At 74.5% G+C, this 24,673-nt stretch carries 25 protein-coding genes; 11 read left to right on the plus strand and 14 right to left on the minus strand.

Annotated elements, in window-relative coordinates; genetic code table 11:
• Nucleotides 1-111: 111 nt before the first annotated feature.
• Nucleotides 112-882 (minus strand): deoxyribonuclease IV, encoded by a 771-nt coding sequence (locus ACFQH9_RS23775; protein WP_379569106.1) that lies wholly within the window; start codon nt 880-882, stop codon nt 112-114.
• Between the two features lie 447 nt (nt 883-1,329).
• On the opposite strand from ACFQH9_RS23775, the gene ACFQH9_RS23780 reads away from it, so the two are divergent.
• The 6 genes from ACFQH9_RS23780 (at nt 1,330) to dnaB (ending at nt 7,567) form a co-directional block, all read left to right on the plus strand.
• Nucleotides 1,330-2,580 carry an IS256 family transposase gene (locus ACFQH9_RS23780; RefSeq protein ID WP_379569108.1) on the plus strand — a complete coding sequence of 417 codons (1,251 nt, stop codon included), beginning with the start codon at nt 1,330-1,332 and terminating at the stop codon, nt 2,578-2,580.
• 1,268 nt (nt 2,581-3,848) lie between these two features.
• Nucleotides 3,849-4,187, plus strand: a complete 339-nt coding sequence (gene rpsF, locus ACFQH9_RS23785; RefSeq protein ID WP_037042071.1) for a 30S ribosomal protein S6 — start codon at nt 3,849-3,851, stop codon at nt 4,185-4,187.
• A gap of 10 nt (nt 4,188-4,197) precedes the next feature.
• A complete protein-coding gene (locus tag ACFQH9_RS23790; RefSeq protein ID WP_379569111.1) occupies nt 4,198-4,713 on the plus strand; it encodes a single-stranded DNA-binding protein in 516 nt (171 codons plus the stop codon).
• A gap of 57 nt (nt 4,714-4,770) precedes the next feature.
• The gene (gene rpsR / locus ACFQH9_RS23795; protein ID WP_037042067.1) at nt 4,771-5,007 is read left to right on the plus strand and encodes a 30S ribosomal protein S18; all 237 of its coding nucleotides are present in this window, start codon (nt 4,771-4,773) and stop codon (nt 5,005-5,007) included.
• A 20-nt stretch (nt 5,008-5,027) separates the two neighbouring features.
• Nucleotides 5,028-5,477, plus strand: a complete 450-nt coding sequence (gene rplI / locus ACFQH9_RS23800) for a 50S ribosomal protein L9 (RefSeq protein ID WP_379569113.1) — start codon at nt 5,028-5,030, stop codon at nt 5,475-5,477.
• Nucleotides 5,478-6,145: 668 nt separating this feature from the next.
• Nucleotides 6,146-7,567 carry a replicative DNA helicase gene (gene dnaB / locus ACFQH9_RS23805; protein ID WP_379569115.1) on the plus strand — a complete coding sequence of 474 codons (1,422 nt, stop codon included), beginning with the start codon at nt 6,146-6,148 and terminating at the stop codon, nt 7,565-7,567.
• Here dnaB and ACFQH9_RS23810 read toward each other — a convergent pair.
• Nucleotides 7,534-8,178, minus strand: coding sequence for a hypothetical protein (locus tag ACFQH9_RS23810; RefSeq protein WP_379569117.1), 645 nt, complete (start codon nt 8,176-8,178; stop codon nt 7,534-7,536). The two genes, dnaB and ACFQH9_RS23810, sit on opposite strands and share 34 nt — an antisense overlap.
• Before the next feature lie 76 nt (nt 8,179-8,254).
• Here ACFQH9_RS23810 and ACFQH9_RS23815 point away from each other — a divergent pair, with 76 nt between their 5' ends.
• Nucleotides 8,255-8,824 carry a TetR/AcrR family transcriptional regulator gene (locus ACFQH9_RS23815; protein ID WP_379569119.1) on the plus strand — a complete coding sequence of 190 codons (570 nt, stop codon included), beginning with the start codon at nt 8,255-8,257 and terminating at the stop codon, nt 8,822-8,824.
• Nucleotides 8,825-8,942: 118 nt separating this feature from the next.
• Here the strand turns inward: ACFQH9_RS23815 and ACFQH9_RS23820 are convergent, their stop codons facing one another.
• Nucleotides 8,943-9,857 carry a cation diffusion facilitator family transporter gene (locus ACFQH9_RS23820; RefSeq protein ID WP_379569121.1) on the minus strand — a complete coding sequence of 305 codons (915 nt, stop codon included), beginning with the start codon at nt 9,855-9,857 and terminating at the stop codon, nt 8,943-8,945.
• 207 nt (nt 9,858-10,064) lie between these two features.
• On the opposite strand from ACFQH9_RS23820, the gene ACFQH9_RS23825 reads away from it, so the two are divergent.
• Nucleotides 10,065-10,400 (plus strand): DUF3040 domain-containing protein, encoded by a 336-nt coding sequence (locus ACFQH9_RS23825; protein ID WP_379569123.1) that lies wholly within the window; start codon nt 10,065-10,067, stop codon nt 10,398-10,400.
• A gap of 51 nt (nt 10,401-10,451) precedes the next feature.
• Here the strand turns inward: ACFQH9_RS23825 and pcaD are convergent, their stop codons facing one another.
• Genes pcaD through ACFQH9_RS23840 form a run of 3 tightly spaced genes read right to left on the minus strand, consistent with a single transcriptional unit; the run spans nt 10,452 to nt 12,664 of the window.
• Nucleotides 10,452-11,213 carry a 3-oxoadipate enol-lactonase gene (gene pcaD, locus ACFQH9_RS23830; RefSeq protein ID WP_379569125.1) on the minus strand — a complete coding sequence of 254 codons (762 nt, stop codon included), beginning with the start codon at nt 11,211-11,213 and terminating at the stop codon, nt 10,452-10,454.
• Between the two features lie 12 nt (nt 11,214-11,225).
• A complete protein-coding gene (locus ACFQH9_RS23835) occupies nt 11,226-11,900 on the minus strand; it encodes a CoA-transferase (RefSeq protein WP_379569127.1) in 675 nt (224 codons plus the stop codon).
• A complete protein-coding gene (locus tag ACFQH9_RS23840; protein ID WP_379569129.1) occupies nt 11,897-12,664 on the minus strand; it encodes a CoA transferase subunit A in 768 nt (255 codons plus the stop codon). The genes ACFQH9_RS23835 and ACFQH9_RS23840 overlap by 4 nt, the downstream gene beginning before the upstream one ends.
• 119 nt (nt 12,665-12,783) lie before the next feature.
• On the opposite strand from ACFQH9_RS23840, the gene ACFQH9_RS23845 reads away from it, so the two are divergent.
• Nucleotides 12,784-13,683: an aldo/keto reductase gene (locus ACFQH9_RS23845; RefSeq protein ID WP_379569131.1), complete on the plus strand. Its 900-nt coding sequence runs from the start codon at nt 12,784-12,786 to the stop codon at nt 13,681-13,683.
• Nucleotides 13,684-13,686: 3 nt separating this feature from the next.
• Here the strand turns inward: ACFQH9_RS23845 and ACFQH9_RS23850 are convergent, their stop codons facing one another.
• Both ACFQH9_RS23850 and ACFQH9_RS23855 read right to left on the minus strand, forming a co-directional pair.
• Nucleotides 13,687-15,180 (minus strand): SDR family oxidoreductase, encoded by a 1,494-nt coding sequence (locus ACFQH9_RS23850; RefSeq protein ID WP_379569133.1) that lies wholly within the window; start codon nt 15,178-15,180, stop codon nt 13,687-13,689.
• A 63-nt stretch (nt 15,181-15,243) separates the two neighbouring features.
• Complete coding sequence (locus ACFQH9_RS23855; RefSeq protein WP_379569135.1) at nt 15,244-16,560, minus strand: AI-2E family transporter; 1,317 nt, start codon at nt 16,558-16,560, stop codon at nt 15,244-15,246.
• 800 nt (nt 16,561-17,360) lie between these two features.
• On the opposite strand from ACFQH9_RS23855, the gene ACFQH9_RS23860 reads away from it, so the two are divergent.
• Complete coding sequence (locus ACFQH9_RS23860) at nt 17,361-17,969, plus strand: hypothetical protein (protein WP_379569137.1); 609 nt, start codon at nt 17,361-17,363, stop codon at nt 17,967-17,969.
• Between the two features lie 312 nt (nt 17,970-18,281).
• On the opposite strand, the gene ACFQH9_RS23865 is transcribed toward ACFQH9_RS23860, so the two are convergent.
• From ACFQH9_RS23865 to ACFQH9_RS23875, 3 genes are read right to left on the minus strand one after another with little or no spacing between them, the layout of a single operon-like run.
• Nucleotides 18,282-19,532: a D-arabinono-1,4-lactone oxidase gene (locus tag ACFQH9_RS23865; RefSeq protein ID WP_379569139.1), complete on the minus strand. Its 1,251-nt coding sequence runs from the start codon at nt 19,530-19,532 to the stop codon at nt 18,282-18,284.
• 19 nt (nt 19,533-19,551) lie between these two features.
• On the minus strand, nt 19,552-20,898 hold the full coding sequence (locus tag ACFQH9_RS23870) for an amidohydrolase family protein (protein WP_379569141.1): 1,347 nt from the start codon (nt 20,896-20,898) through the stop codon (nt 19,552-19,554).
• Nucleotides 20,895-21,512, minus strand: coding sequence for an NYN domain-containing protein (locus ACFQH9_RS23875; protein WP_379569143.1), 618 nt, complete (start codon nt 21,510-21,512; stop codon nt 20,895-20,897). Before ACFQH9_RS23875 ends, ACFQH9_RS23870 begins: the two co-directional genes overlap by 4 nt.
• A 164-nt stretch (nt 21,513-21,676) precedes the next feature.
• Here ACFQH9_RS23875 and paaI point away from each other — a divergent pair, with 164 nt between their 5' ends.
• Complete coding sequence (gene paaI / locus ACFQH9_RS23880; protein ID WP_379569153.1) at nt 21,677-22,069, plus strand: hydroxyphenylacetyl-CoA thioesterase PaaI; 393 nt, start codon at nt 21,677-21,679, stop codon at nt 22,067-22,069.
• A gap of 7 nt (nt 22,070-22,076) precedes the next feature.
• Here paaI and trmB read toward each other — a convergent pair whose 3' ends face one another.
• From trmB to ACFQH9_RS23895, 3 genes are all read right to left on the minus strand, one after another.
• Nucleotides 22,077-22,781: a tRNA (guanosine(46)-N7)-methyltransferase TrmB gene (gene trmB / locus ACFQH9_RS23885; protein WP_379569145.1), complete on the minus strand. Its 705-nt coding sequence runs from the start codon at nt 22,779-22,781 to the stop codon at nt 22,077-22,079.
• 40 nt (nt 22,782-22,821) lie between these two features.
• A complete protein-coding gene (locus ACFQH9_RS23890; RefSeq protein WP_379569147.1) occupies nt 22,822-23,850 on the minus strand; it encodes a glycosyltransferase family 2 protein in 1,029 nt (342 codons plus the stop codon).
• Nucleotides 23,851-23,899: 49 nt separating this feature from the next.
• On the minus strand, nt 23,900-24,673 hold a 774-nt coding region (locus ACFQH9_RS23895; protein WP_379569149.1), incomplete at its 5' end, for a glycosyltransferase family 2 protein.

Genomic DNA, 24,673 nt, shown 5'->3' on the forward strand with positions numbered 1-24,673 from the left:
GGTCGGCGGGCTGCGCGGCGGGGTCGGCGGGCTGCGCGGGACCGGCGCGGCGCGCGGTCCTGTCCTCGTGCGCGGGCCGCGCGGCCGGGGAGCCCGCGGCCGCGCGCTCGCTCAACGCCCGAGCTTCTCGCGCAGGAACGCGATGTCCGCCGCCTGGCCCTCGGCCGGGGTCTCCACGACGACCGGGGCGCCCGCCGCCGCACACACCGCGGCCAGGACCTCGGGCTCGATCGTCCCGGAGGCGACGTTGGCGTGCCGGTCGCGGGCCGAGTCGAACTCGTCCCGCGAGTTGTTCAGGTGCACGAGGTCGATCCGTCCGGTGATCGCCTTGGCCCGGTCCACCACGTCGACCAGCTCCTCGCCGGCCGCGAAGGCGTGGCAGGTGTCCAGGCAGAAGCCGACGCCGAACTCGCCCACCGCGTCCCACAGCCGGGCCAGCGCGTCGAACCTGCGGGCCATCGCGTTGTCCCCGCCCGCGGTGTTCTCGATGAACACGGGCACCGCGAAACCGCCCTCGTCCTGCTGGCGCTGCACGAACTTGCGCCAGTTGTCGACGCCGACGGCCGGGTCCTCGTCCTTCGTCACGTGCCCGCCGTGCACCACCAGCCCGATCGCGCCGACCGCCTTCGCACCCTCCGCGTGCTGCACCACGAGCTTGCGCGAGGGGATGCGGATGCGGTTGTTCGGCGAGGCCACGTTCACGACGTACGGCGAGTGCACCACCGTGGCGACCTCCCCGGCCGCGAGCGCCTCCGCGTGCGGATGGGGCTGCGGCTTCTTCCACCCCTGTGGGTCGGCGAGGAAGAACTGCACGATCTCCGCCCCGCGCTCGGCCGCCGCGGCGAGGGGGTCGTCGTCGCGGACGTGGGCACCGATGAGCATGCCGACGAGGGTAGTGACCCCCACCGACACTCCCGTACTCCCGGCGTCCCCGCGCACGTCCACCCGTCGCCCCGCGCGGGCGTCCGTAGCCGAGGTCCACGCAGCTTCGCGCACGCCGGGCCGATCGGTCTTCGCCCGACCGCGGGCCGACCGATCTTCCCCGACCCGGGCCCTTCGATCTTCGCCCGACCCGCGGGGCCGCGCTGCGTGCGACCTCCGCGCAGCTCCGCGCCTCTTCGCGGGCCCGCACCGCTCCTTCGCGAGCCCCCGCACCCGTTCGACCGGCTCACACCCGCCGGGCCGCGGCGGCACATCCAGGTCGTCCCTCACGGCTGCGTCCGAGGACGTGGTGTACGGCGTCGTTGCTGATCTGCGGCGTGGCGTCGGGATGTGAGACGGCCATCGCGTGATCCTTCGAGTGCTCTGGTTCTCGAGGGAGGAGACGCGATGGCCGCGTCAGACAGTGTGAACGATGTGGCGGGTTGGCTCGATGAGCGGCTCGCCGAAGCCAGCCCGGATCTGCTCCGGTCGATGGTCAAGCAGTTCGCGGAGACGTTGATGGCCGCGGAGGCCGACGCCGCCTGCGGGGCCGGCTATCGGCAGCGCAGCGATGGGCGGGTGAACTCGCGTAACGGCTACCGGTATCGGGACTGGGACACCCGCGCCGGCACCGTTGAGCTGGCCATCCCCAAGCTGCGCGCCGGCAGCTACTTTCCGGAGTGGCTGCTGGAGCGGCGCCGGCGGGCGGAGAAGGCGCTGGTGTCGGTGGTGGCCACGAGCTATGTACTCGGGGTGTCGACGCGGCGGGTGGAGAAGCTGGCCGCCCAGCTGGGCATCACCGGGCTGTCCAAGAGTCAGGTCTCGGAGATGGCGAAAAGCCTCGATATACAGGTGGAGGCCTTCCGGTCGCGCCCCCTGGACGAGGGCCCCTACACGTTCGTCTGGCTGGACGCGCTGACCCAGAAAGTGCGTGAGGGCGGCCGGACGGTGATCGTGCACGCGTTGATCGCGGTTGGGATCACCGCCGACGGCCAGCGTGAGGTTCTGGGCCTGGAGGTGGTCTCCGGCGAGGACGGCGCAGGCTGGCTGGCGTTCCTGCGCAGCTTGGTGGCCCGTGGGCTGTCCGGGGTGGCGCTGGTCATCTCCGACTCGCACCAGGGATTGGTGTCGGCGGTCGAGGCCACCTTGCCTGGCGCGGCCTGGCAGCGGTGTCGCACGCACTATGCCCGCAACCTGGCCACGAAGGTGCCCAAGTCCGCGCAGCCGTGGGTGCTCACGCTGCTGCGCACGATCTTCGACCAGCCCGATGCCGCGGAGGTGCACGCCCAGTTCGATCGGGTCGTCGAAGCGTCGGAGGCGAAGTTCCCGGCTGCCGCGGCTCATCTCGACGCTGCCCGCGCCGACCTGCTGGCGTTCACGGTGTTTCCGCGGGAGATCTGGCGGCAGATCTGGTCGAACAACCCGCAGGAGCGGCTGAACAAGGAAGTCCGCCGGCGCACCGACGTTGTCGGGATCTTTCCCGACCGGGCCGCCGTGGTGCGGCTGGTCGGGGCGGTGCTGGCCGAGCAGACCGACGAGTGGGCCGAGCAGCGCCGCTACATGAGCCTGGACGTGCTGACCAAGGCCCGCGCCGCCATCACCCCCAGCCCGCCGACAGCCACGCCGGAGGTGATGCCGACACCGGCGCTGACCGCCTAGATTGACCAACGAAGGCTCATGCGGTGGTCGTCTCCATCCACCACCTCAGCGGACGCAGCCTCCCTCCACACACCCTGTCGACGGCGTGTACGACACCCGACGGGGTGTGGGTAGGGGGAGGAAGGTTCGGTCGAGCGCCCCCGGCACGACCTTGTTCCTGCGGCCGCCCGCGCCGGCGGACCGCCGGTGGCGAGCAGCAGCGCCACCGCTCCGGCCGCCCCGTCCCGGGACCTCGTCGGTTCTCCGCGGGCCCGCACACCCGTTCGACCGGCTCCCATCCGTCGCGCCCGCGGCGGCACATCCAGAACGTCCGTCGCACACCCTGTCGACGGCGTGTACGACACCCGACGGGGTGTGGGAAATGGGAGGAAGGATCGGTCGAACGCGCCGGGCACGACCTGGTCCGGCGGCCGACCGCTCCAGTGAATTGCCGGTGTGAGCGGGAACGGCGCCCGCTCCGGCCGCCACCCGCTCCCGGACCTCGCACGTGCGCCCGCCCCCGAGCCGTACTCGGTGCCGGTGTGGCCGGCACACCCCGCGGGTCTCGGCACACGCCGTCGACCGGGTGTGCCGCGTGTCGACCGGGTGTGCCGGGCGGCCTCGAGGGGTGTGCGGCGCACGTCGGGGTGTGTCCGGGGGCCCGGCAGGGCGTCCCGAGCTCGCCGGGATGCGCCGAGAGGCCTGGAGGGGTGTACGGATCACGCCTGCCGGCCCGAGCGGGTGTGCCCGCACGCGGGATGTGCCGGGTGGCCCGGCGGGTGACTGGTTACGGCCTCGGTCTTCGGACCGATCTCGTCGACACGAGCCGGACCTGCATGCGGATCGCGGACCAGTGCGTCCCGCAGAAGTACAACGTCGGTGTGTCGAGCGCGTCGGGGTGTGCAGGCCGGCCCGAGCGGATGTGCCGCGCACCCGGGGGCATGCCGGATGGCTCGACCACGGTGCCGAGTCGGCCCGAGGTGCGGCTCCCCCGCCATGTCCACCCGCTCCCCACAGCCGGAACGGGGCCCGACCGGTGTCCGGCGTCGACGGACGGCATCCCCGCACGTTCACGACCGCGAACGATCGCGGGGGCGGGGCCGGACGGGTGGAAACGCGCTGGTAATCTCGTGTCCAACCGCTCCGACCGGTGGCCACCCGGGCTGCCGCGACGAGTCGGACCCGGACCCCGTGTTCCGGGCCCGGCCCGATTCTGTCGGTGCGGGGTGAGAACCTCCTGCCGCGGAAGCGCCGCGGCCGTTCCAGTCCACAGGAGGTGAGTGGTTCTCATGCGTCACTACGAGCTCATGGTTATTCTCGACCCGAGCCTGGACGAGCGCACGGTGCAGCCGTCGCTGGAGACCTTCCTGAACGTCGTCCGCTCCGACGGCGGTTCGGTGGAGAAGGTCGAGGTCTGGGGCAAGCGTCGCCTCGCCTACGAGATCGCCAAGAACGCCGAGGGCATCTACGCGGTGCTCGAGGTCCAGGCCGAGCCGGCCACCGTGGCCGAGCTCGACCGCCAGCTGGGTCTGAACGAGTCCGTCCTGCGCACCAAGGTGCTGCGCAAGGAGCCCAAGAAGGCCGCGAAGGCCGCCCCCGCGCGCACGCCCGCCCCCGCCGCGAGCTGAGGAGGCCCCCATGGCCGGCGAGACTGTGATCACCGTGGTCGGCAACCTCACCGCCGACCCGGAGCTGCGGTTCACCCCCTCCGGGGCGGCCGTCGCCAACTTCACGGTGGCGTCCACGCCGCGCACCTTCGACCGCCAGTCCGGCGAGTGGAAGGACGGCGAGGCGCTGTTCCTGCGCTGCAACATCTGGCGCCAGGCCGCGGAGAACGTCGCGGAGACGCTCACCCGCGGTGCGCGCGTCATCGTGCAGGGCCGGCTGCGGCAGCGGTCGTTCGAGACCCGCGAGGGTGAGAAGCGCACCGTCATCGAGATGGAGGTCGACGAGGTCGGCCCCTCGCTGCGGTACGCCACTGCCAAGGTCAACAAGGTCAGCCGCGGCGGTGGCAGCGGCGGCTTCGGCGGCGGCGGTGGCGGCGGCGGCGGCGGTTTCGGTGGCGGCGGCCAGGGCGGCGGCTACGACGACCCGTGGGGTTCCGCCCCGCCGGCCGGCAGTGGCCCCGCCGCGGACGACGAGCCCCCCTTCTGACCTCGATCCACACCCCCGCGTGACCCGCGGGGACCGGTACACCCAGGAGCACCAGCAATGCCCAAGCCCGTCCTGCGCAAGCCGAAGAAGAAGGTTTGCGCGTTCTGCAAGGACAAGGCCCAGGAGATCGACTACAAGGACACCGGCCTGCTGCGGAAGTTCATCTCCGACCGCGGCAAGATCCGGGCCCGCCGCGTGACCGGCAACTGCCGGCAGCACCAGCGGGACGTCGCCGTCGCGGTGAAGAACAGCCGCGAGGTCGCCCTCCTGCCGTACACCTCGACCGCCCGCTGACCCGAGGAAGGAGTAGCAGCGTGAAGCTCATCCTCACCGCCGACGTGCCGAACCTGGGCGCGCCCGGCGACATCGTGGAGGTCAAGGACGGCTACGGCCGCAACTACCTGCTGCCGCGCCAGTTCGCCATCGTCGCGACCCGTGGTGCCGAGAAGCAGGTCGAGCAGATCCGCCGCGCCCAGAAGGCCCGGCAGATCCGCGACCTGGGCCACGCCCAGGAGGTCGCCGGCTCGCTCAAGGAGCTGTCGGTCAGTGTCAAGGCGAAGGCCGCGGGCGACTCGGGCCGGCTGTTCGGCTCGGTCACCCCGGCGCAGATCGTCGAGGCCGTGCGCGCCGCCGGCGGTCCGGCCCTCGACCGGCACTCGGTCGAGATCGGCGAGCAGATCAAGTCGGTGGGCACCCACCCGGTGAAGGTCCGCCTGCACCCGGAGGTCACCGCCGAGCTGCAGGTGGCGGTCGTCGCCGCCTGACACGGCACCGACGAACCTCCGGTTCGTCACACTCCGTCACGAGGGCGGGATCGCGGTCGTCTCGACCGGGTCCCGCCCTCGCGGCGTTCTCGGGGGCCGGGCCGCCCTCGGTGTCGATCACGCAACCGGTCCCCGCAGACCCGCTCGACGAGCGGCGACACACCGACCGTCGAGCGCAGGGGAACGACACACAGTGGTTGCGCCCGCGTCGCTCGGTGACCCTCCGCGTGCGCCGGGTGGACGGGGGGCGACCGCCCCCGACACGCCCACCGGGGGACGCGCCGAGCCGTCGGGAAAGAAAGTTGTCCACACCGACCGTCGTGGGCCTGATCAGCGGAAAGGCGCCCCGAGCAGGGGTTGTCCCCACGGTGTCCACAGTTCGGTGGGGAGGCCCGCCTGCCTCGTCCCCGATCCGTCCCCACACCCTCCCCAGGGTTGTCCACACGCGGGTTTGGGCGTCGGCGCCGACTCCCCTACCGTCACGTGCCCGGGCCGTGTGCACGATCGCCGCCCGCCCGCGCACCGTTCGTCGCACGCCACCCGAGGGCGTGACCCCGGACGGGTTCGGGCGGGAGGAGACGATCGTCTTGCGGTCGGCGGAATCGGCTGCGGATCGAACTCATGTTCGATACCATGAGGCCACGTGGTGACAGGGGGTGACGTCGGGCATGGCGGTGACGGATGACCGTCCCAATCGGCCGCGGGCCGTCCGGGACGGCGAGGGCCGCCCGGGCGGGGAGTCCGCGGGCGGGGTCGTCCCGAACCCGTTCGACCGCCAGCCGCCGCAGGACCTCACGGCCGAACAGTCCGTGCTGGGCGGGATGCTGCTGAGCAAGGACGCGATCGCGGACGTGGTGGAGGTGCTGCGGCCGGACGACTTCTACCGCCCCGCGCACCAGACGGTCTACGACTGCATCCTCGATCTCTACGGCCGGGGTGAGCCGGCCGACGCGGTCACGGTGGCGGCGGAGCTGCAGCGCCGCGGCGAGCTGATCCGCCTCGGCGGTGCGCCGTACCTGCACACGCTGATCGCCACGGTGCCGACCGCGGCGAACGCGGCGTACTACGCCGAGATCGTCGCGGAGAAGGCCACGTTGCGCCGGCTGGTCGAGGCGGGCACCCGGATCGTGCAGCTGGGCTACCACGGGGCCGAGGGCGCGGAGGTCGAGGAGGTCGTCGACCGGGCCCAGGCGGCGATCTACGAGGTCACCGAGCGCTCCACCAGCGAGGACTACGTCCCGCTCGAGGAGCTGCTGCAGCCGACGATGGACGAGATCGACGCCATCGCCTCCCGCGGCGGCGTCTCGCTGGGCGTGCCGACCGGGTTCGCCGATCTCGACGCGTGCACCAACGGGCTGCACCCGGGCCAGATGATCGTGGTGGCGGCCCGGCCGGGTCTGGGCAAGTCCACCCTCGGGCTGGACTTCGCACGGTCGTGCTCGATCAAGCACCAGATGACCAGCGCGGTGTTCTCGCTGGAGATGAGCAAGTCCGAGATCGTGATGCGGTTGCTGTCGGCGGAGGCGCGGATCCGGCTGGCGGACATGCGCGCGGGCCGGATGAGCGACGACGACTGGACCCGGATGGCGCGGCGCATGTCGGAGATCTCCGAGGCGCCGCTGTTCATCGACGACTCGCCGAACCTGACACTGATGGAGATCCGGGCCAAGGCGCGCCGGCTCAAGCAGCGCAACGACCTGAAGCTGATCATCCTGGACTACCTGCAGCTGATGACCTCGGGGCGCAAGGTCGAGTCCCGCCAGCAGGAGGTCTCGGAGTTCTCCCGGCAGATCAAGCTGCTGGCCAAGGAGCTCGAGGTGCCGGTGGTGGCGATCTCGCAGCTCAACCGTGGCCCGGAGCAGCGCACCGACAAGCGACCGATGATCTCCGACCTGCGGGAGTCCGGCTCGATCGAGCAGGACGCGGACATGGTGATCCTGCTGCACCGGCCGGACGCGTTCGAGCGGGACGATCCGCGCGCCGGCGAGGCCGACCTGATCCTGGCCAAGCACCGCAACGGCCCCACCAACACGATCACGGTGGCCCACCAGCTGCACTACAGCCGCTTCGCCGACCTCGCCCACGGCTGAGCCGCGTCGGTCCGTCCGTCCTGCATGCCGCGCCGCCTCGCGTCGGGTCCCCCGCGTCGAACGCGGTCCGGGCGGGTCGCTCCGGGCCCGGCGGTGCCCAGCCGGGTCGCGTCCGGCCGAATCGTGTCGAGCCGGGCGTCGCTCCGGGCGTCGATCCGGGCCGCGGCTTTCCGGAGGACCCGAGGCACGAGGGCGCGGTGGACGGCGGAGGCCGGGCGCCACAGCAGCCTGCCCGCCCGGCGCTCGAAGTGGACGAACGTGGCGAGCGCGGCGTGCCCCTCGCCCGTCGTCACCACGAGGTTCGCGCTCAGGAGCGGCCCGGCCGTCGCCATCCGGATCCAGTCGTCCTCCCGGCCGGTGACGCGCCAGCCGGCGACGGTGTCCGGGCCCCGCGCGGGATCCAGCCGTAGCCCGAGCAGGACCCGCCAGATCAGTCGCTCGCCGAGGTCCGGCACGGAGCCGAACATCGCGCGGGCCCAGTGCTCGGCGGACGCGTCCCCGGCCGGCGCCGGCACCGTGAACAGATCCGCGTAGTCGACCGTGGGCAGCGCCGCGCGCTCCCGCACCGTCGTCGGGATCTCGGGGACCCCGCGGACGCCCTGCGCGGCCATGCCGCACCTCCTATACGGTGGCGTACAACACAAGCTCGACTATACGGCTGCGTACAACAGCGGGGAAGGGGTCGAGGTGGGCGTCGCCCGGACACCGCGCGAGAGCTGGATCGAGGCCGGGCTGCGCGCGCTGGCCACCGGCGGCCCCGATGCCGTCCGCGTCGAGGCCCTCGCGAAGGGCCTGGGGGTCACCAAGGGCGGCTTCTACGGGTACTTCGCGGACCGGGAGGCGTTGCTGCAGGCGATGCTCGACACCTGGGAGCGCGAGAGCGTCGACGAGGTGCTCGCCCGGGTCGAGCGCGAGGGCGGCGACCCGCGGACCCGGATCCACCGCGCCGGGATGCTCACCTTCTCCGGCGACCGGTTGCTGCCGATCGACCTCGCGGTCCGCGACTGGGCGCGCCGGGACGAGGCCGTCGCGGTTCGCCTGCGCCGCGTCGACAACCGGCGGATGGCGCTGCTCCGGGAGATGATCGGCAGCTTCTGCGCGGACCCGGACGAGGTCGAGGCGCGCAGCCTCCTCGCCTTCTGCATGGCGATCGGGGAGCACTTCCTCGCCGCGGACCACGAGGGGCGGAGCCGGGCCGAGGTGCTGTCCCGGGCCGCCGATCTCGTCCTCGACCGGCCGGTGCGCGAGGCCCGCTGACCGCCGGACCGGGCCGGCCGGCGCACCGCCAGCGCCGGTCCGCGTCGCTCCGCTCCGCTCAGCGCCGGTCCGCGTCGCTCCGCTCCGCTCCGCGCCGGTCCCCGGCGGTCGGCCTCGCTCAGTGGCAGGTGTCCTCGTGCCCCACGTGGGCGTGCCGCTCGACCTGCAGCGTGCTGTGGGCGAGCCCGAACCGCTCGCGCAGCGTGGTGCCCGCGCGGTCGAGGACCGACCCGCCGCAGCCCGTCGCGTTCGGCTCGTGGTCGCCGACGACCAGGTGTGCGGACATCGACGGGCTGCGGTCGTTGATGGCCCAGACGTGCAGGTCGTGCACCGAGGTCACACCCGGCACCGCCAGCAGCGCGGATCGGACCTCGGCGACGTCGATCCCCGCCGGCGCCCCCTCCAGCAGCACGTGCCAGACCTCGCGCAGCAGGCCGATCGCGCGGGGCAGGATCAGCGCGGCGATCAGCAGCGAGGCGAGGGTGTCGGCGTAGGGCCAGCCGGTGGTCACGAGCACGATCGCCGCGACCATGACGCCCACGGAGCCGAGCGCGTCCCCGAGCACGTGCAGCATCGCCCCGCGCAGGTTCATGTTGTCGCGGTCGCCGCCCGCGAGGACGACCAGCGACACGACGTTGCCGACGAGCCCGGCCGCACCGATGACCAGCAGCGGCAGGCCGGGGATCTCGGCCGGTTCGAACAGCCGGGACACGCCCTCGACGGCCACCCAGACGACCGCCGCGACCAGCGCCACGGCGTTGAGCCCGGCCACCAGGACCTCGACCCGGCCGAGCCCGAAGGTCCGGTGGTGACAGGCCGGCTTCGCCGCGAGCACCGACGCGACGACGGCGGCCGCGAGCGCCCCGGCGTCCGTGAGCAGGTGGCCCAGGTCGGCGAGCAGGGCGAGGGACCCGGTGAGCAGTGCGCCGACGCCCCCGAGCACGGCACACGCCAGGGTCACGAGCAGGGCGGCCACCAGCCGGCGCCGATCCCCGACGGCATGCCCGTGCCCGTGGCCGTGTCCCGTTCCCATGACCGGCACGCTACCTATGCGTGATCGTGCATGTAAAGAGGAAGGGTCACCTCACCGAGCGGCGCCGATCACACGCGGGCTCGGGTCACAACCCCGCTCAAGGTCACGATTCGGTCACCTACACTGGTGCGCGGTGCACCCGGATCAACGGCGAGCGGGCCGCCCGTTCCCCAGCCAGGCCTTGTGATCCCGGGGGTGCCCCGAACGATGCTCAGCGACCGCGAGCGCAGCCAGTTCGCCCTGATCGAACAGGGCCTCATGTCCGGTGATCCCCTGTTCGTGGCCCGGTGCAGCGCGCTCGGCCGCAAGCTGCGCCGGCACCGCCCGGCCCCCGCCTCCCGCGCCGCCGGCCCGGCCGGCAGCCGCTCGGTGCACACCGCGGGGCTCGTGCCCACGATCCTGCTCGGCGGCGGCCTGCTGCTGCTGGTCCTCGGCGGGGCGGCGGCCGCGGTACCCATCGTCGTCGCCGGGATCCTCATGGCGATGGCCGCGCTTGGGCTGGCCCTGACCGCGCCCCAGCGGACGCGGCCGGACACGCCCTAGGAGCGCCGCCGGCGAACCCCGCGCAGCAGGCCGGGCTCGCCGGCAGGCTCCTCAGGTCAGGTGCTCCAGGAGGAGGCGGTTCGTCTCCTCCGCGCTCTGCATGGTCGCCAGGTGCCCGCCGTGGAGCACCTCCAGGTGCGCGCCGGGGATGCCGTCGGCGATCGTGCGGGCGTGCGGCTCGACCGGCGTCGGCTTGTCCTCGTCCCCCGCGATCACGAGCGTCGGCGCGGTCACGGCGCCCAGCCGGTCGCGGTGGTCCCAGACCTCGATGGCCTCGCAGCAGGCGATGTAGCCGTCGTCGGGGGTGTCGGAGACCCACCCGACCGCCCGCCCGACGACGTCGGGATGCTTCTCCGCCCACTCCGGCGTGAACCACCTCTCGACCACGCCCGGCGCGATGCCGGCCGTGCCCCCGGCCTTCACGGCCTCGATGCGCTGCCGCCAGATCGAGGGGTCCGGGAAGTTCGAGGAGGTGCAGCACAGCACGAGCCGGGCGATGCGGTCGGGGTGCTCGGAGCCCAGGTACATCCCGACCATGCCGCCGAGCGAGAGTCCGCACCAGTGCACGCGGTCCACGCCGAGCGCGTCGAGCGTGGCCAGGACCGCCTCGGCCAGCATCTGCATCGTGTAGGGGCCCGCCGGGTCGGGCGAGGCGCCGTGTCCGAGATGGTCCATGCGGACGACCCGGAAGTGCTCGGCGAGGGCCGGGACGTTCGGCTCCCACATGTCGAGCGTGCTGCCCAGCGAGCCGAGCATCACGAGCACGGGCCCGTCCTCGGGTCCGTCCGTCCGGGTGTGGAGCAGGTCGGTCATGGGCCGATCCTGTCACCCGGCCCGCAGGGCGGCGACCTCCGCGGCGGTGGCGGGCGCCGTGACGCCCACCTCGTCGGCGACCTCCAGGGGCCAGCCGGTCTCGGCCCGCACCCGGTCGACCGGGACGCCCGGGTGGACCTCGGTGAGCACCAGCTCGCCGGTGGCCGGATCGGGCCGCAGCACCCCCAGGTCGGTGACGACGGCGACCGGGCCCGCGCCCCGCAGGCCCGCCTGCGCGCGGTCCAGCGGGCCGGAGGGGACACCGGGAGCGGTCACGAAGTCGACGCGCTCCACGAACGCGGGGAGCCGGTGCGGCAGCAGCACGACGACCCGGCCCGCACCCGCCGCGATCTCCGCGGTCGCGCCGGCCCCGCCGAGCCGGGCCGTGGGCTCGTCGTACTCGCCGAGGACGGTCGTGTTGACGTTGCCGAAGGCGTCGACCTGGTCCGCGGTGAGCAGCCCGACGTCGACCCGGCCGCCCTGCAGCCAGTACGCGCTGAGCTCGGCGGTGCCGACGGTCGCCGCGGGCACCCCGTCGACGGTGCCGTCGTCGCCGAGGACGGTGAGCCCCGGCGCGTGCGTGGTGCGGGCGAGCAGGGCGGCCACCCGGGCCGGGCCGGGGCCCGCGACGCACACCTCGCCGTCGGCCAGCAGCCGCGCGGCCGTGACGAGCATCTGGTCGCTCACGCGCGGATCCCCTCCAGCCAGCTCGTGAACCGGGCCCGGTCGGCGGAGACCGGCGCCCAGGCCGCCTCGACCGCATCCGCGGCCGCGTCCGGTCCGGCGGTGGGCACCACGGCGATCCGGGTCACCGCGAACGCGGGGAGGACGACCGCGCCGGGCTCGGACCCGAGCTCGTCGACGACCTCCTCGACGGTGACGAGCGCGTTGCGGGCGGCCAGCACCGCCTCCTTGCGCAGCCCGGGCGGCCCGCCCAGCTGGACGTTGCCGGCCCGGTCGGCGCGCCGGGCGTGCACCACGGCGAGATCGGGGTGCAGCGCCGGCAGCGCGGTGAGCTCCTCGCCGGTGAACGGGCACCGGACGACCCCCGTGCGCGTGACCTCCGCCAGGTCCGTGCCGGTGTAGCCGCCGCGGACGATGGCGAACGGCAGCCCGGAGGCGCCGGCGACGTACCGCGCGGCCATGCCCGCCTGGGTGTGCTCCTCGATCTCCAGCGGCGTCGGCCAGCAGGCGACCAGGGCCTCGCGGATCCGGTGCAGGCCCGGCCCGAGCCGGGCGAACACCAGCCGTTTCACGCACCCCGCGCCGACGAGCTGGTCCCCGGCCGGGCCGGGCACCGTACCGACGAGGGTGAGGTCGCGCGGTCTGCGGCGCAGGATCGCGTGGGCGGCGGCCTCGGGAGCCGACGCGCCGAGCCCTTCCAGGGCGATCTCCGCACCGTCGTGCACCAGGGCGTCGACGGCGTCGGCCAGCGCCGAGATCGTGGCCACGGCGCGAAGCTATCCGCCCCGCGCGGGGGCGGCAACCGGACGCACGTGACCGCCGTGACCCCTGCGGTGCTGGTCACGATCGGGGGCGGGTCGGACACCGACGGTGCCACCCTCGTCGCATGACCAGCGTCTTCCCGCAGAACGAGGCCGCCGAGGGTGCCGGTCCCGCCGCGGCCGCAGGCACGTTCCGGATCGGCGAGGGACCCGTCGTCCATCGCCTGGGTTTCGGGGCCATGCGGATCACCGGGCCCGGCGTGTGGGGCCCGCCCGCCGACCCGAAGGCCGCGCTCGAGGTGCTGCGCCGCGCCGTCGACCTCGGTGTGGACCTGATCGACACCGCGGACTCCTACGGGCCGGGCACCTCCGAGGAGCTGATCCGCGAGGCCCTGCACCCGTACGACGGGCTGACGATCGCCACCAAGGCGGGCCAGCTCCGTCCGGGGCCCGGGCGGTGGACGCCGTGCGGGCGCCCCGAGTACCTGCGCCAGCAGTGCGAGCTGAGCCTGCGCCGGCTCGACGTGGAGCGGATCGACCTGTTCCAGCTGCACCGCGTGGACCCGACGGTCCCGGCGGCGGACCAGTTCGGCGTGCTCGCCGAGCTCAAGGCCGAGGGCAAGATCGCCGAGGTCGGGCTGTCCGAGGTCTCCGTCGAGACCGTCGAGCAGGCCCGCGGGATCGTCGAGATCGCGACGGTGCAGAACCGCTACAACCTGATCGACCGCGCGAGCGACGACGTCCTGCGCTACTGCACCGAGAACGGCATCGGCTTCCTGCCGTGGCACCCGGTCGCGGCCGGCGCCCTCGCGGAGCCCGGCGGCGCCGTCGCCGAGATCGCCTGGGCGCACGGCGTGACCGCGCCGCAGGTCGCCCTGGCCTGGCTGCTGCAGCGCTCGTCGGTGATGCTCCCGATCCCGGGCACCGCCGACCTCGCCCACCTCGAGGACAACTGCCGCGCCGCCGAGCTCGAGCTCGACCTCACGGAGATCGACCGCCTCGACGCCGGCCTCACCGAGCTGTAGCCGCTACGAGGCCCGTCGCTCGGCCCCGGTGAGCGCCGGGGCGGCGCGCTCGGCGGTGCGGGTGATGTTGCGGACCATCCCGCCGAAGACGATGCCGTGGAAGGGTGCGACCGACCACCAGTACAGGTGGCCGGCGAGGCCGTGCGGCACGAAGACCGCGCGCTGGGTGTAGCGCGAGCCCGCGCCGTCCGGCCGGACGCCCATCTCCAGCCAGGCCAGGCCCGGGACCTTCATCTCGGCGCGCAGCCGCAGCAGGGTGCCCTCGTCGAGGGCCTCGACGCGCCACCAGTCCAGCGCGTCGCCGACGTGCAGCCGGTCCGGGTCCCGCCGCCCGCGGGCCAGCCCGACGCCGCCGACGAGCCGGTCCATCCAGCCGCGCACGGACCAGGCCAGCGGGAACGAGTACCAGCCGCGCTCGCCGCCGATCCCGACGACGACCCGCCAGAGGTCCTCGGGCGGCGCCGAGCAGGGCTGTTCGCGGTCGTCCGTGTACACGGTGCCGCCGGACCAGTCCGGGTCGCTCGGCAGCGGGTCGGACGGCGCGCCCTCGACGGCGGCGCCCGACCAGTGCGTCTCGACGTCGCCGGACCGGATCTTCGTCAGGGCGAGCTCGACGGCCCGGTCGTAGCCGATGCGGCCCGCGGGCGGGTCCGGGACGTACCGCAGGATGTCCTGCTCGCGGCACACCACCTCGTGCACCAGCGACTCGATCAGCGGCGCCGCGATGCCCTTCGGCACCGGGGTGACGACGTTGACCCAGTGCGCCGACAGCCTCGGCGTGAGCACCGGGACGCCGACCACCCGCCGCCGCCGGAGCCCGGCCACCGCGGCGTAGCGCTGCATCATGTCCAGGTAGGTCAGCACGTCCGGGCCGCCGATGTCGAAGGTCCGGTTGACCTCCGGCGGAAGGTGCGCGGCGCCGATCAGGTAGCGCAGCACGTCGCGCACGGCGATGGGCTGGATGCGGTTGTGCACCCACCGCGGCGTGAGCATCACGGGCAGCCGCTCTGTGAGGTAGCGCAGCATCTCGAAGCTCGCCGACCCCGAGCCGAGGATCACCGCGGCCTGCAGCGCCGCCGTCGGCACCCCGCTGCGGAGCAGGATCTCGCCCACCTCGGCGCGCGAGGTAAGGTGCTCGGAGAGCGGGCCGTCCGGGTGCAGGCCCCCGAGGTAGACGATGCGCCGCACCCCCGCGTCCCGGGCGGCCTCGGCGAGGACGAGCGCGGCCCGGCGGTCGAGCGCGGAGAAGTCCCGGTCGGCGAGGGAGTGCACCAGGAAGTAGACGACGTCGACGCCCTCGCAGGCCCGCCGCACGCTGCCGGCGTCGAGCAGGTCGCCCTGCACGATCTCCGCGGACCGGGCCCACGGCACGTCGCGCAGCTTGTCGGGGTCGCGGACCAGGCAGCGCACCGCCGCGTCCGGCCCGCCCTCCTCGATCAGCCGCGGGGCCAGCCGTCCGCCGATGTACCCGGTCGCGCCGGTGATCAGGTATCGCACCCGCCCGATCCTCCCGCCGCGGGCCGGGATCGGCACGTCAAGCCGCCCCGGCGGGCGGCCGCGTCAGGCCGAGCGGCGCAGCCGGCTGTGCACCCGGCTCCACCAGGAGGGCACCCGGATGCGGTGTGCCGTCTCGGCGTTGGCCTCGTGCGGGTCGACGGCGTTGATCGTGCGCGCGGGCGGCTCGTCGTCGCGGACGAAGGAGCGGATCGCGGCGCTGAGCGTGGCGAGCAGCGGCACGGCCAGCAGGGCTCCCGGGATCCCGCCGACGACGACGCCACCGGCCACCGCCCACACGACGGCCAGCGGGTGCAGCCGCACCGCCCGCCCGAGCAGCAGGGGCTGCAGCACGTGTCCCTCCAGCTGCTGGACGGCGATCACGACGGCCAGGATGATCACGGCCGGGATCGGCCCGTTGGCCACCAGCGCGATGAGCACCGCGACCGCGCCGCTGACCACCGCGCCGACGGTCGGCACGAAGGCGCCGAGGAACACCAGGGCGGCCAGCGGGACGACGAGCGGGACCCCGACCGCCCACAGCCCGATCCCGATGCCGATCGCGTCGACGAACGCCACCAGCACCGTCGCGCGGGTGTATCCGACGAGGGTCGCGAAGGCCCGCCGCCCCGCGATGTCGACCTTCTCGCGGCGGGCCCGCGGCGCGGCCTTGAGCAGGAACGTCCAGATCCGCCGGCCGTCGTAGAGGAAGAAGATCAGCGTGAAGACCGTGAGCGCGATCCCCGCGCCCACCTCGGTGATCGTGGCGGCGGTGGTCAGCACGCCGGAGGTGAGGTTGGCCTGGCTGTTGGTCAGCGCCTGCCCGATCTGCCCGGGGATGTTGCGCAGCTGCTCGGAGCTCAGGTTGAACGGCGGCCGGGCCAGGAACTGCTGGATCGAGGTGAGGCTCGCCGTCAGCTGCTGCTGCAGCTCCGCGAAGCCGCCGATGAACGTGTTGACCACGAACGACAGCAGGCCGCCGAGGACGCAGAAGCCGCCGACGATCGTGATCGCCACCGCCGGGCCGCGGGGCACGCGGCGGGCGACCAGCCAGTGCACCACCGGCGCCATCAGCGCGGCGATCAACGTCGCGATCGCCACCGGGATCACGACGACCCGCAGCTGGATCACCAGGAACACGAGCAGGCCGAAGGCCGCGGCGACGATCAGGGCGCGCGCGGCGACCTCGGAGGTCACGCGCAGCGGGGTGGGCACGGCGGAGGCCGCGCTGCGGCGGCTGCGCTGCTCGGGGGCGACGGGGGACGGCGGCGGCACCGGGGTGCCGGCCGGTTCCGGGGTGCGCGGCGGGGCGCCGGGGTCGATCTCGGCCTCGACCACGGGGTCGATCTTCGGGCCGCTCCCGCCCGCCCGATCGTCGGTCATCCGCGAACGGTAGCCCCTCGAGCCGCGCGACGTGGGCGGTGACGGCGTGACGAGGGGCGTCGGAAGTCGACTGCTCCGTTCCGGTGGCCAGGAGTTGCGCCGTCCACCGCGTTGGCCTAGCGATTCGAGTGTATCGTCACCCAACGTCGAATTACACCCGTGTAGTTGACCGCCTCTTGATCGACTGCTGGTGCGGCCGGGTGAGGAGACGGTGACGCTCCGGAGTCCCCGGTGCTTGCGCCGTCACGGAGGACCGTAGTGATCCGGGGCCGTGGGGCGCCGGGCCGACACGCCGCACGAAGTTGATCACGCTCGATGGTGTGGTCGCTCCGGCGTGACGGGTCGGCGGCCGGTGTCCCGGGGACCTGCGGGGACGTTCGTGACCGGCGGTCGCGGGGGGCGCCGCCGCCGATCTCCCCAAGATCGTCCGCAGAGGTCTCGGTGGCCTCGCCGGGCCCGTGCGTCCCGACCGGGCGAGGAACGGGCGGCGAGGCGGGGCCCGACCGCTCGCCGGGCGCCCGGAGCGCTGCGCGGGTCCGGCAGGGCGTCACGGAGCGTCCCGAAAGTGTCCAGAGCGACTGCGCAGAGCGACGAGCGCGGCACCGTGGTGCGGCGACACCACCCGAACGAATGGAGATGGCCCGAAAGCGGGTAACGACCGTTCCCGACCCGTTTCCCCGAGAAGGTGACCCCGTTGTGGGTGGTGTGTGCGGCCGAACGGCCCTGTGGGGACAGGGCCGATGGCAGCATCGCGCGGCACACGGACGACGCGAGGTGGAGAGATGACGGAGGTGCGGGGCGTGACCGACAGGGAGCGAGCCCTCGACGGGGCGGTCGGCCGGCGCAGGGCCACGGTGCGGGTGCGGGGCGTCGAGGACACCGGTCCCTTCCCGGGGCGGCACGCGAGCCGCACCGAGATCGCGGCGGAGACGCCGATCTTCCACGCCCTCACGGTCGGCGGCTGGCGCGGCCGGCAGACCGAGCAGCCGGCCCGGCAGGCCCCGGCCCGCCGGCCCGGTCGCCGCTCGGCCGACGCGCTCGACGACTTCCGTCGCGACCCGCTGACGGCGCCGATCCCGGTGCAGGCCTTCGCCACGCTGACCCAGCGCGCCGTCTCGCCGGTGCCCCCGGCCCCGGCGACCCCGCCGGCCCCGCCGGCCCCGCCGGCCCCGCCGGCGCCGCCGGTGCGGTCGGTGCGGCCGGAGCCGGCACCCGCCCCGGTGTCGGCGGGGTACGACCGCGCCCCGCTCTACGCCGCGCACGTCCCGACGTACGCGCCGGCCGCGCCCGCGTACACCTCGCTGACCGACACCGGCCCGCACGCGCTGGCCGAGCTGTCCTCGCGCACCGGCCGCCACCACCGCCGGGCCGTCGGCTCGGGTTCGGGGCACCACCACCTGGCGTACTGACGCCGCCGAGCGGAGCTCGCGGAGCGCGCATCCGGTACGGGACGAGGACTCCGGGGCTGGGGAGCCCCGGTGAGTGAAGGAAGAACGGACCGCGGCAGCTTCGGGCCGCGGCGGACGTCGGTCGGCTGGGGAGCGGATCGACGTCGACCAGGGGCCGGTGGCCCGGGGTCCGGGGGAGTGACCGGATCGCGGAGCCACCGGCCCTCGTCGTCGAGATGCACTCCCGGAAGCGCGTGACGGCTCCACAACGCGCAGGAACGGTCCGAGGAACCGCGTCATGGTTCCGTAACGCGCAGATCGCGGGCTCGGAGCTCAGGGGCCGAGGAGCGCCTCGAGGTGGTCGCCGGTGAAGAGCCGGTCGGGATCGAGCCGGTCCCGGACGGCGAGGAACTCCGGCAGGGCGGGGTAGGCCAGCGCGACGTCGGCCGCCGTCCAGTCGTGCCGGCCGGCCCAGTGCGGCCGCCCGCCCATCCCCTCGAGCACCGAGCCGACGAGCCGGAACAGTGGTCCGTGGTCCTCGCCGCGTTGGGTCCGCACGGTGATCCAGGCGGTCGGGCGGCCGTACGCGGGATGCAGCCAACCGGTCTCGGCCGGGCCCGTCCGCACCTCCACCGGTCGCCGGATCTCCCGGTCGCGGGCCGCCGTCGCCGCGGCGAGCTCGCGGATCGCCGGGGCGAGCGCCTCGCGCGGCACCGCCCACTCGGTGACGCCGCCGCGGACGGGGTGCGGATCGGGCAGCAGGTCGTGCGGCAGTCCGGTCACCCTCCCCTCCCAGCGCGGCGCCGGCCGGGACCGCTGCGCCGACCACTGCGCCGACGCCGTGTGCCCGAGCCGCGTCACGACCCGGCCGAGCGCCTCCACCGGCCCGGTGGACGAGGGTCCGGGCTCCCGCTCGACGACGGGCCCGGCCCACCGCAGCAGCGCCTCCCCGCTCGGCACGTGCAGCTCCACGGCCGCGAACCGGTGCGTGTCCAGGGGGCCGCCGGGCTCCAGGACCTCCTCGGCCCCGACGGGTTCCTCGTGCGCCTCCACCTGCTCGGCGGGCACGGTCCGCAGCTCCACCTCGGTGAGGACGCCGAGGGCGCCCAGGTGGGTGCGCAGCGCGTCGAGCTCGGGCTCCCCGGCCGCGACCTTGCGGACCCGGCCGGTGCCGTCGACGAACCGCAGCCCGACGACCTGGTCCGACAACGAGCCGATCCGCGCGCCGCCGCCGTGGGTGCCGGTCGCGACCGCGCCGGCCACGGTCGCCGAGGCGCCGTGCGGGACGGGCGCCAGCGCCCGGCCCCGTTCCGCCAGCGCGGCCTGCACGGAGGCGAGGGTGGCGCCCGCCCGCGCCCGGACGGTGTCGGAGGTGATCGCGGCGACGCCGGTGAGCGCCGAGCAGTCGACGTGCACGTCGTTGGTGAGGGTCAGGGTGCTGTCCGACCAGCCGGAGCCGAGCGGGCGGACGGTGTGCCCGCGTTCCCCGGCGCGACGCACCGCGGCGACCACGCCCGCCTCGTCGAGCGGCCGGTCGGTGCGCCGGGGCCGGCACTGCTGCCCGCCCCACCAGTTGACCCACATCGCGTCGAGGGTAGGAGCGTCAGCGGTGCAGGCGCGCGGCGACGGCCCGCAGGTCCGCCCGGGCACGCGCGGCGTCGACCTTGACCGGCTCGCCGTCCTCGACCACCTGCTCGCCCGCGACCCAGACGTCGCGGACCAGGCGCGACCCGCCCGCCCAGACCAGGTTGGACAGCAGCTGGGCGTCGTCCCCGGGGTCCACGAAGGCCTGGTCGTCGAGGTCGACGTGCACGAGGTCGGCCCAGCGGCCCGGCTCCAGGGCCCCGATGTCCGCCCGGTCGATCGCCTCGGCGCCGTCCCGGGTGGCCATGAGCAGCACGTCGGCGGCGGTGAGCGCGGCGGCGTCGTCCTCGCGGACCCGGGCGAACAGGGCCGCGAGCCGCGCCTGGTGCCAGAGGTCGAGGTCGTCGCCCGAGGCGGGACCGTCCGTGCCGAGTCCGATGCGGATCCCCGCGCGCCGCAGGTCCCCGACCGGTGCGAGGCCCGCGGCGAGCTTCCCGTTCGACCCGGGGCAGTGCGCGACGGCGACGCCGTGGCGCCGGTAGAGCGCGATGTCCGCCTCGGACAGGTGAACGGAGTGCGCCGCCAGCACCCGCCCGCCGAGGCCGCCGACGGCCTCCAGCTCGGCCGGCACGGAGCCGAACTCCTCCCGCTGCGCGTGGTCCTCCTGCCGCGACTCGGCGACGTGCACGTGCAGCAGCGCCCCGCGCTCCCGCGCCGCCTCGGCGGTGGTGGCCAGCGCCTCGGGCGGCAGGGTGTAGGCCGAGTGCGGCCCGTACCCGAGCTCGACCCGCTCGTGCGGGCCGAACCGCAGCCCGGCCGCGTCGATCCGGGCGGAGACGTCGTCGCGCATCTCCTCCCAGGTGCCGAGCCGGTCCCAGCCGGGCGCGGCGATGATCCCCGGGGTCAGCAGCACCCGCGAGCCGGCGGTGAGCACGGCGTCGATCACGGCGTCGGCGACGAAGTACATCTCCACCGAGGTGGTGCAGCCGGTCCGCAGCAGCTCGACGGCGCCGGCGGTCATCCCGACCCGGACGTCCTCCTCGGTGAACCTCGCCTCGGCCGGCCACATGACCTCCTGCAGCCAGGACATCAGCGGCAGGTCGCCGCCCATCCCGCGCAGCGACAGCATCGGGGTGTGGCAGTGGGTGTTGACCAGGCCGGGCATGAGCAGGCCGGGCAGCCGGTGCACCCGGCCCTCGGGGGCGGGGGCCTCGGCCCGCGGGGCGACCCGGACGATGCGCCCGTCCGGGCCGACGTCGACGATCCCGTCGCGCAGCACGGGGAACCCCGGCCCGCAGGTCAGTACCACCGGCGCGGCGAACCGCTCGCCCGCCGTGCGCGCCGCCGTGTCCGGGGCGGTGGTCACCGTCTCGGGTCGAGCAGCGAGCGCAGGGACCGGAAGGGCGGGAGCCAGGCGCCGGTGTCCGGCAGGGTGTCGAGCGTCATCCGCGGCAACGGCTCGCGGAACACGCCGTCGATGTCCTCGAGGTCGAGGAAGGAGATCGTCTCCGAGGTCAGCGCGAAGTTCGCGTACTCCCGGAACCCGATGACCGTGACGTCCGTGTGCTGCTCGATCAGCTTCTCGAGCGGCTCGCGGAAGGCCCGCCCGTCCCCGGAGGCCACCACCACGTGCCGGAGGTGGCCCTCCTGCTCCCGCATCTGGATGTGCCGGAGCATGTCGTCGTCGATGTCCGAGTCCTCGGTGATCTTCGGCTTGGCGAAGACCGCGAACCCGACGTTGCGCAGCGCCTCCACCCACGGCCGCACGACCTCCGTCGACCCGGGCACCACGTTGGTGAACACGCAGGCCTCGGCGACGGCGTCGGGCCCGGCGAGGTCGAGCAGCCAGCGGCCCACGGCGTCGAACCGCGGGCGGAAGGCCGAGGTGGGCCGCGCGCCCAGCAGGGAGCCGAGGCTCATGTCCATGTTGGGCGCGTCCCAGACGAGCAGCACGCGCGGGAGGGGGCCGGTCGACGTCACGGGGTCCGGGTCTCCCGGGTCTCCCGAGGGTGGGTCCGCATGCCCGTGACCCTATCCCGCCGGGGACCCGGGTGTGGGCCCGTCACACTGACCGGGTGAGCACGAACGCAGCGGCCGGCTCCCCGGCGGATCCCCAGGCGACCGCGGAGCGGGTCGCGACGGCGATGGTGCACCACGACGAGGCCATCCGCGGGGCGGGCATCCGGCTCGTCGACGTCGGCCCGGGGCGTGCGCGGACCGCGCTGACCGTCGAGGAGCGGCACGTCAACGGGCACGGCATCGTGCACGGCGGCTACCTGTTCTTCCTCGCCGACGCCGCCTTCTCCTTCGCCTGCAACAGCCACGGCGTCTCGACGGTCGCGTCGGGCGGCGACGTCGCCTTCCTGCGCGCGGCGCGGGTCGGCGAGGAGCTGGAGGCCGAGGCGGTCGAGCGGGCACTCGTCGGGAGGTCCGGGCTCTACGACGTGACGGTCCGGACCGGCGCCGGCGAGGTCGTCGCGGAGTTCCGCGGCCGGTCCCGCGCGGTGCCGCACCTCCCGGCGCCCACCCTCGACTAGCCGGCGCCTAACGCAGGTAGAGCAGGTCCCGGATCGCTCGGCCCTCGCGCACCGCGCGCTGCTCGAACTTGGTCAGCGGGCGCGAGTCGGGCCGGGGCAGCCAGCCGTCCGGTCCGGCCGCGGGGGCGCGGTGCAGCAGCGGGCAGGCGTCGCACACCTGGCGCATCTGCAGCGCGTAGTGCTCCCAGTCGGTGGCCAGGTGCAGCCACCCGCCCGGCCGCAGCCGGGACGCGGCCAGCGCCACGAACGCGGGCTGGATCAACCGGCGCTTGTGGTGCCGGCGCTTCGGCCACGGGTCCGGGAAGAAGATCCGGATGCCCTCGAGCAGGCCCTCCGGGACCGCGCGCTCGAGCAGGTCGACGGCGTCCCCGCGCAGCAGGCGCAGGTTCTCCAGGCCGGCCTCGTGCCGCAGCATGAGCAGCCGGGCGAGCCCGGGCTCGTAGACCTCGACGGCCAGGTGGTCGACCTCGGGCGCGGCGGCCGCCATCTCCGCGGTGGCGTCGCCCATCCCGGAGCCGATCTCGAGGACCGTCGGGGCGACGCGGCCGAACAGCGCCTCCGGGTCGAGCCGCGCGATCGCGGCGACATCGCCGCCGTACTCCGGCCACCACCGGTCCCACGCGTGCTGCTGGCCCTCGCTCAGCCGGTTGCGCTGGTGGACGAACGAGGGGATGCGGTGCTCGCCGGGGGCGGAGCCTGCGGAACCGACCATCGTCGCGACGGGGCCTGCGGAGCCGGACACCGATCCGGTGTCAGGCACCGTCGGCCGCGGGCAGGGCGACGTGCGAGGTGGCGCCCGGCAGCTTGCCGCGGACGTAGCCCGCCGTGGTGAACCCCAGGCAGAGGACGACCGCGGCCGCGGAGGCGGGCCGCTTCGCCTTGACCTCGCGGATCAGCGCCCTGGGCAGCACGGTCGCCACGTACCTGCTCTCGGTGGACAGCGCGTCCCCCTGCCCGACGAGCTTGGAGACGGCCGCCTTCGACAGGCCCTCCGCCCAGCTGCGGCGCCGCAGGTAGGACCAGTCGACCCGGTCCTCCGAGACGCGGTGGTCGACCTCGGCGCGCGGCTCGAACAGGATCTTCACCTCGCGCCCGTCGGCCCGGTAGGCCTGCCGGGCCCGGATGCAGAGCTCGGTCTCCTCGCACCCCAGCGGGTTCTTGCCGATCCGGCCGATGTCCTCGGCGAACCCGCCGACCCGCTTGAACACCTCGCGGCGCAGGGACATGTTGCAGCCCATGAGGTTGCGGACCTCGGCCCGCTCGGTGGGCTGGCCGGTGTAGGTGCAGCCGACGACCCAGTCGAGCTCGCCGGTCGCGTCCCGCCCACCCGGCGCGCCGGGGAGCGTGGCGGGCCGGCCGGAGTCGTCGACGGCGGCGCGGGCGACGGGCCAGCGCGGGTGCGCGACCCCGCCGACGCCGATGACGTCCGGGTCGGCGTAGGGGGCCAGCAGGGCGCGCAGCCAGCCGGGACGGGCGGTGGCGTCGTCGTCGAGGAACACCACGACGTCCCCCGTCGCCAGCTCGACGGCGGTGTTCCGCGCGCCCGACAGGCCCTGCCGGTGCGCGTTCGGCACGACCTGCACCCGCGGGAACGCCGCGCGCGCCCGCTCGAGCAGCGCCTCGTTGTGGTCGACGACCACGATCGTCTCCACCGGCAGCACGTCCTGCGCCGCCACCGACTCGACGGCGGCCACGATGTCGGCCCACCGCTTCTCGGTGTAGACGCAGACGACCACGGTCGCGGTGACCGGCGGCTCGGGCGCGGGCTCGAACAGGTTCACGGGGCGAGGTCCTCCGGGTGCGGTCCGCCGGCGGCCGACCCTCCCGCGGTCAGTTCTTCCGCTTGTCGGCACGCCGGTGCTCGGACAGCAGGGTACGCAGCACCCGGGTGCCGTCCGCGAAGGTGCGCAGGTTCGTCTCGCCGAACATGCGCTGCTTCTCGACCGACGGCACCTCGGTGATCTTCAGGCCGGCCGCCGCGATGCGGCAGTTGAGCACGGTCTCGATCTCGAACCCGTCGCCCCAGAGCATCGTGCCGTCCTCCGGCTGCGGCTCCCCCGGGTCCGGCAGCTCCAGCAGCGGGAGCAGGTCGGCCCAGAAGGCGTTGTAGCCGTAGCAGAGGTCGGTGTAGGAGGTGCCGAACAGCGCGTTGGCCACCGTGTTCAGCCCGGCGTTGCCGGTGCGGCGCAGCAGGGTGATGTCGTCGCTGCCGCCGCCGGCGGCGAAGCGGGTGCCCTTGGCGAAGTCGGCGCCGGCCACCAGGGCCGACACGAACGCGGGAATCTCCGCCGGGTCGGCCGAGCCGTCCGCGTCGAACATCACGATGACGTCCCCGGTGGCCGCGGCGAACCCGCAGGCCATGGCGTTGCCCTTGCCCTTGCGGGTCTGCGTGATGCAGCGCACCCAGGGCAGGGTGCGCCGCGCCGTGCCGATGGTGTCGTCCGTGGAGTTGCCGTCCACGACGATGATCTCGTGCACCGCGGGGCGCACCGCCGCGATCTGCGGCAGGACGACCTCGAGGTTGCGGGCCTCGTTGCGGGTCGGCACCACGACCGTCACGGCCGGGTTGGCCGAAGGTCGCGGCGAGGGCCGCGGCCGCGGCCA

Source organism: Pseudonocardia lutea, from assembly GCF_042658055.1.
Taxonomy (GTDB): Bacteria; Actinomycetota; Actinomycetes; order Mycobacteriales; family Pseudonocardiaceae; genus Pseudonocardia; species Pseudonocardia lutea.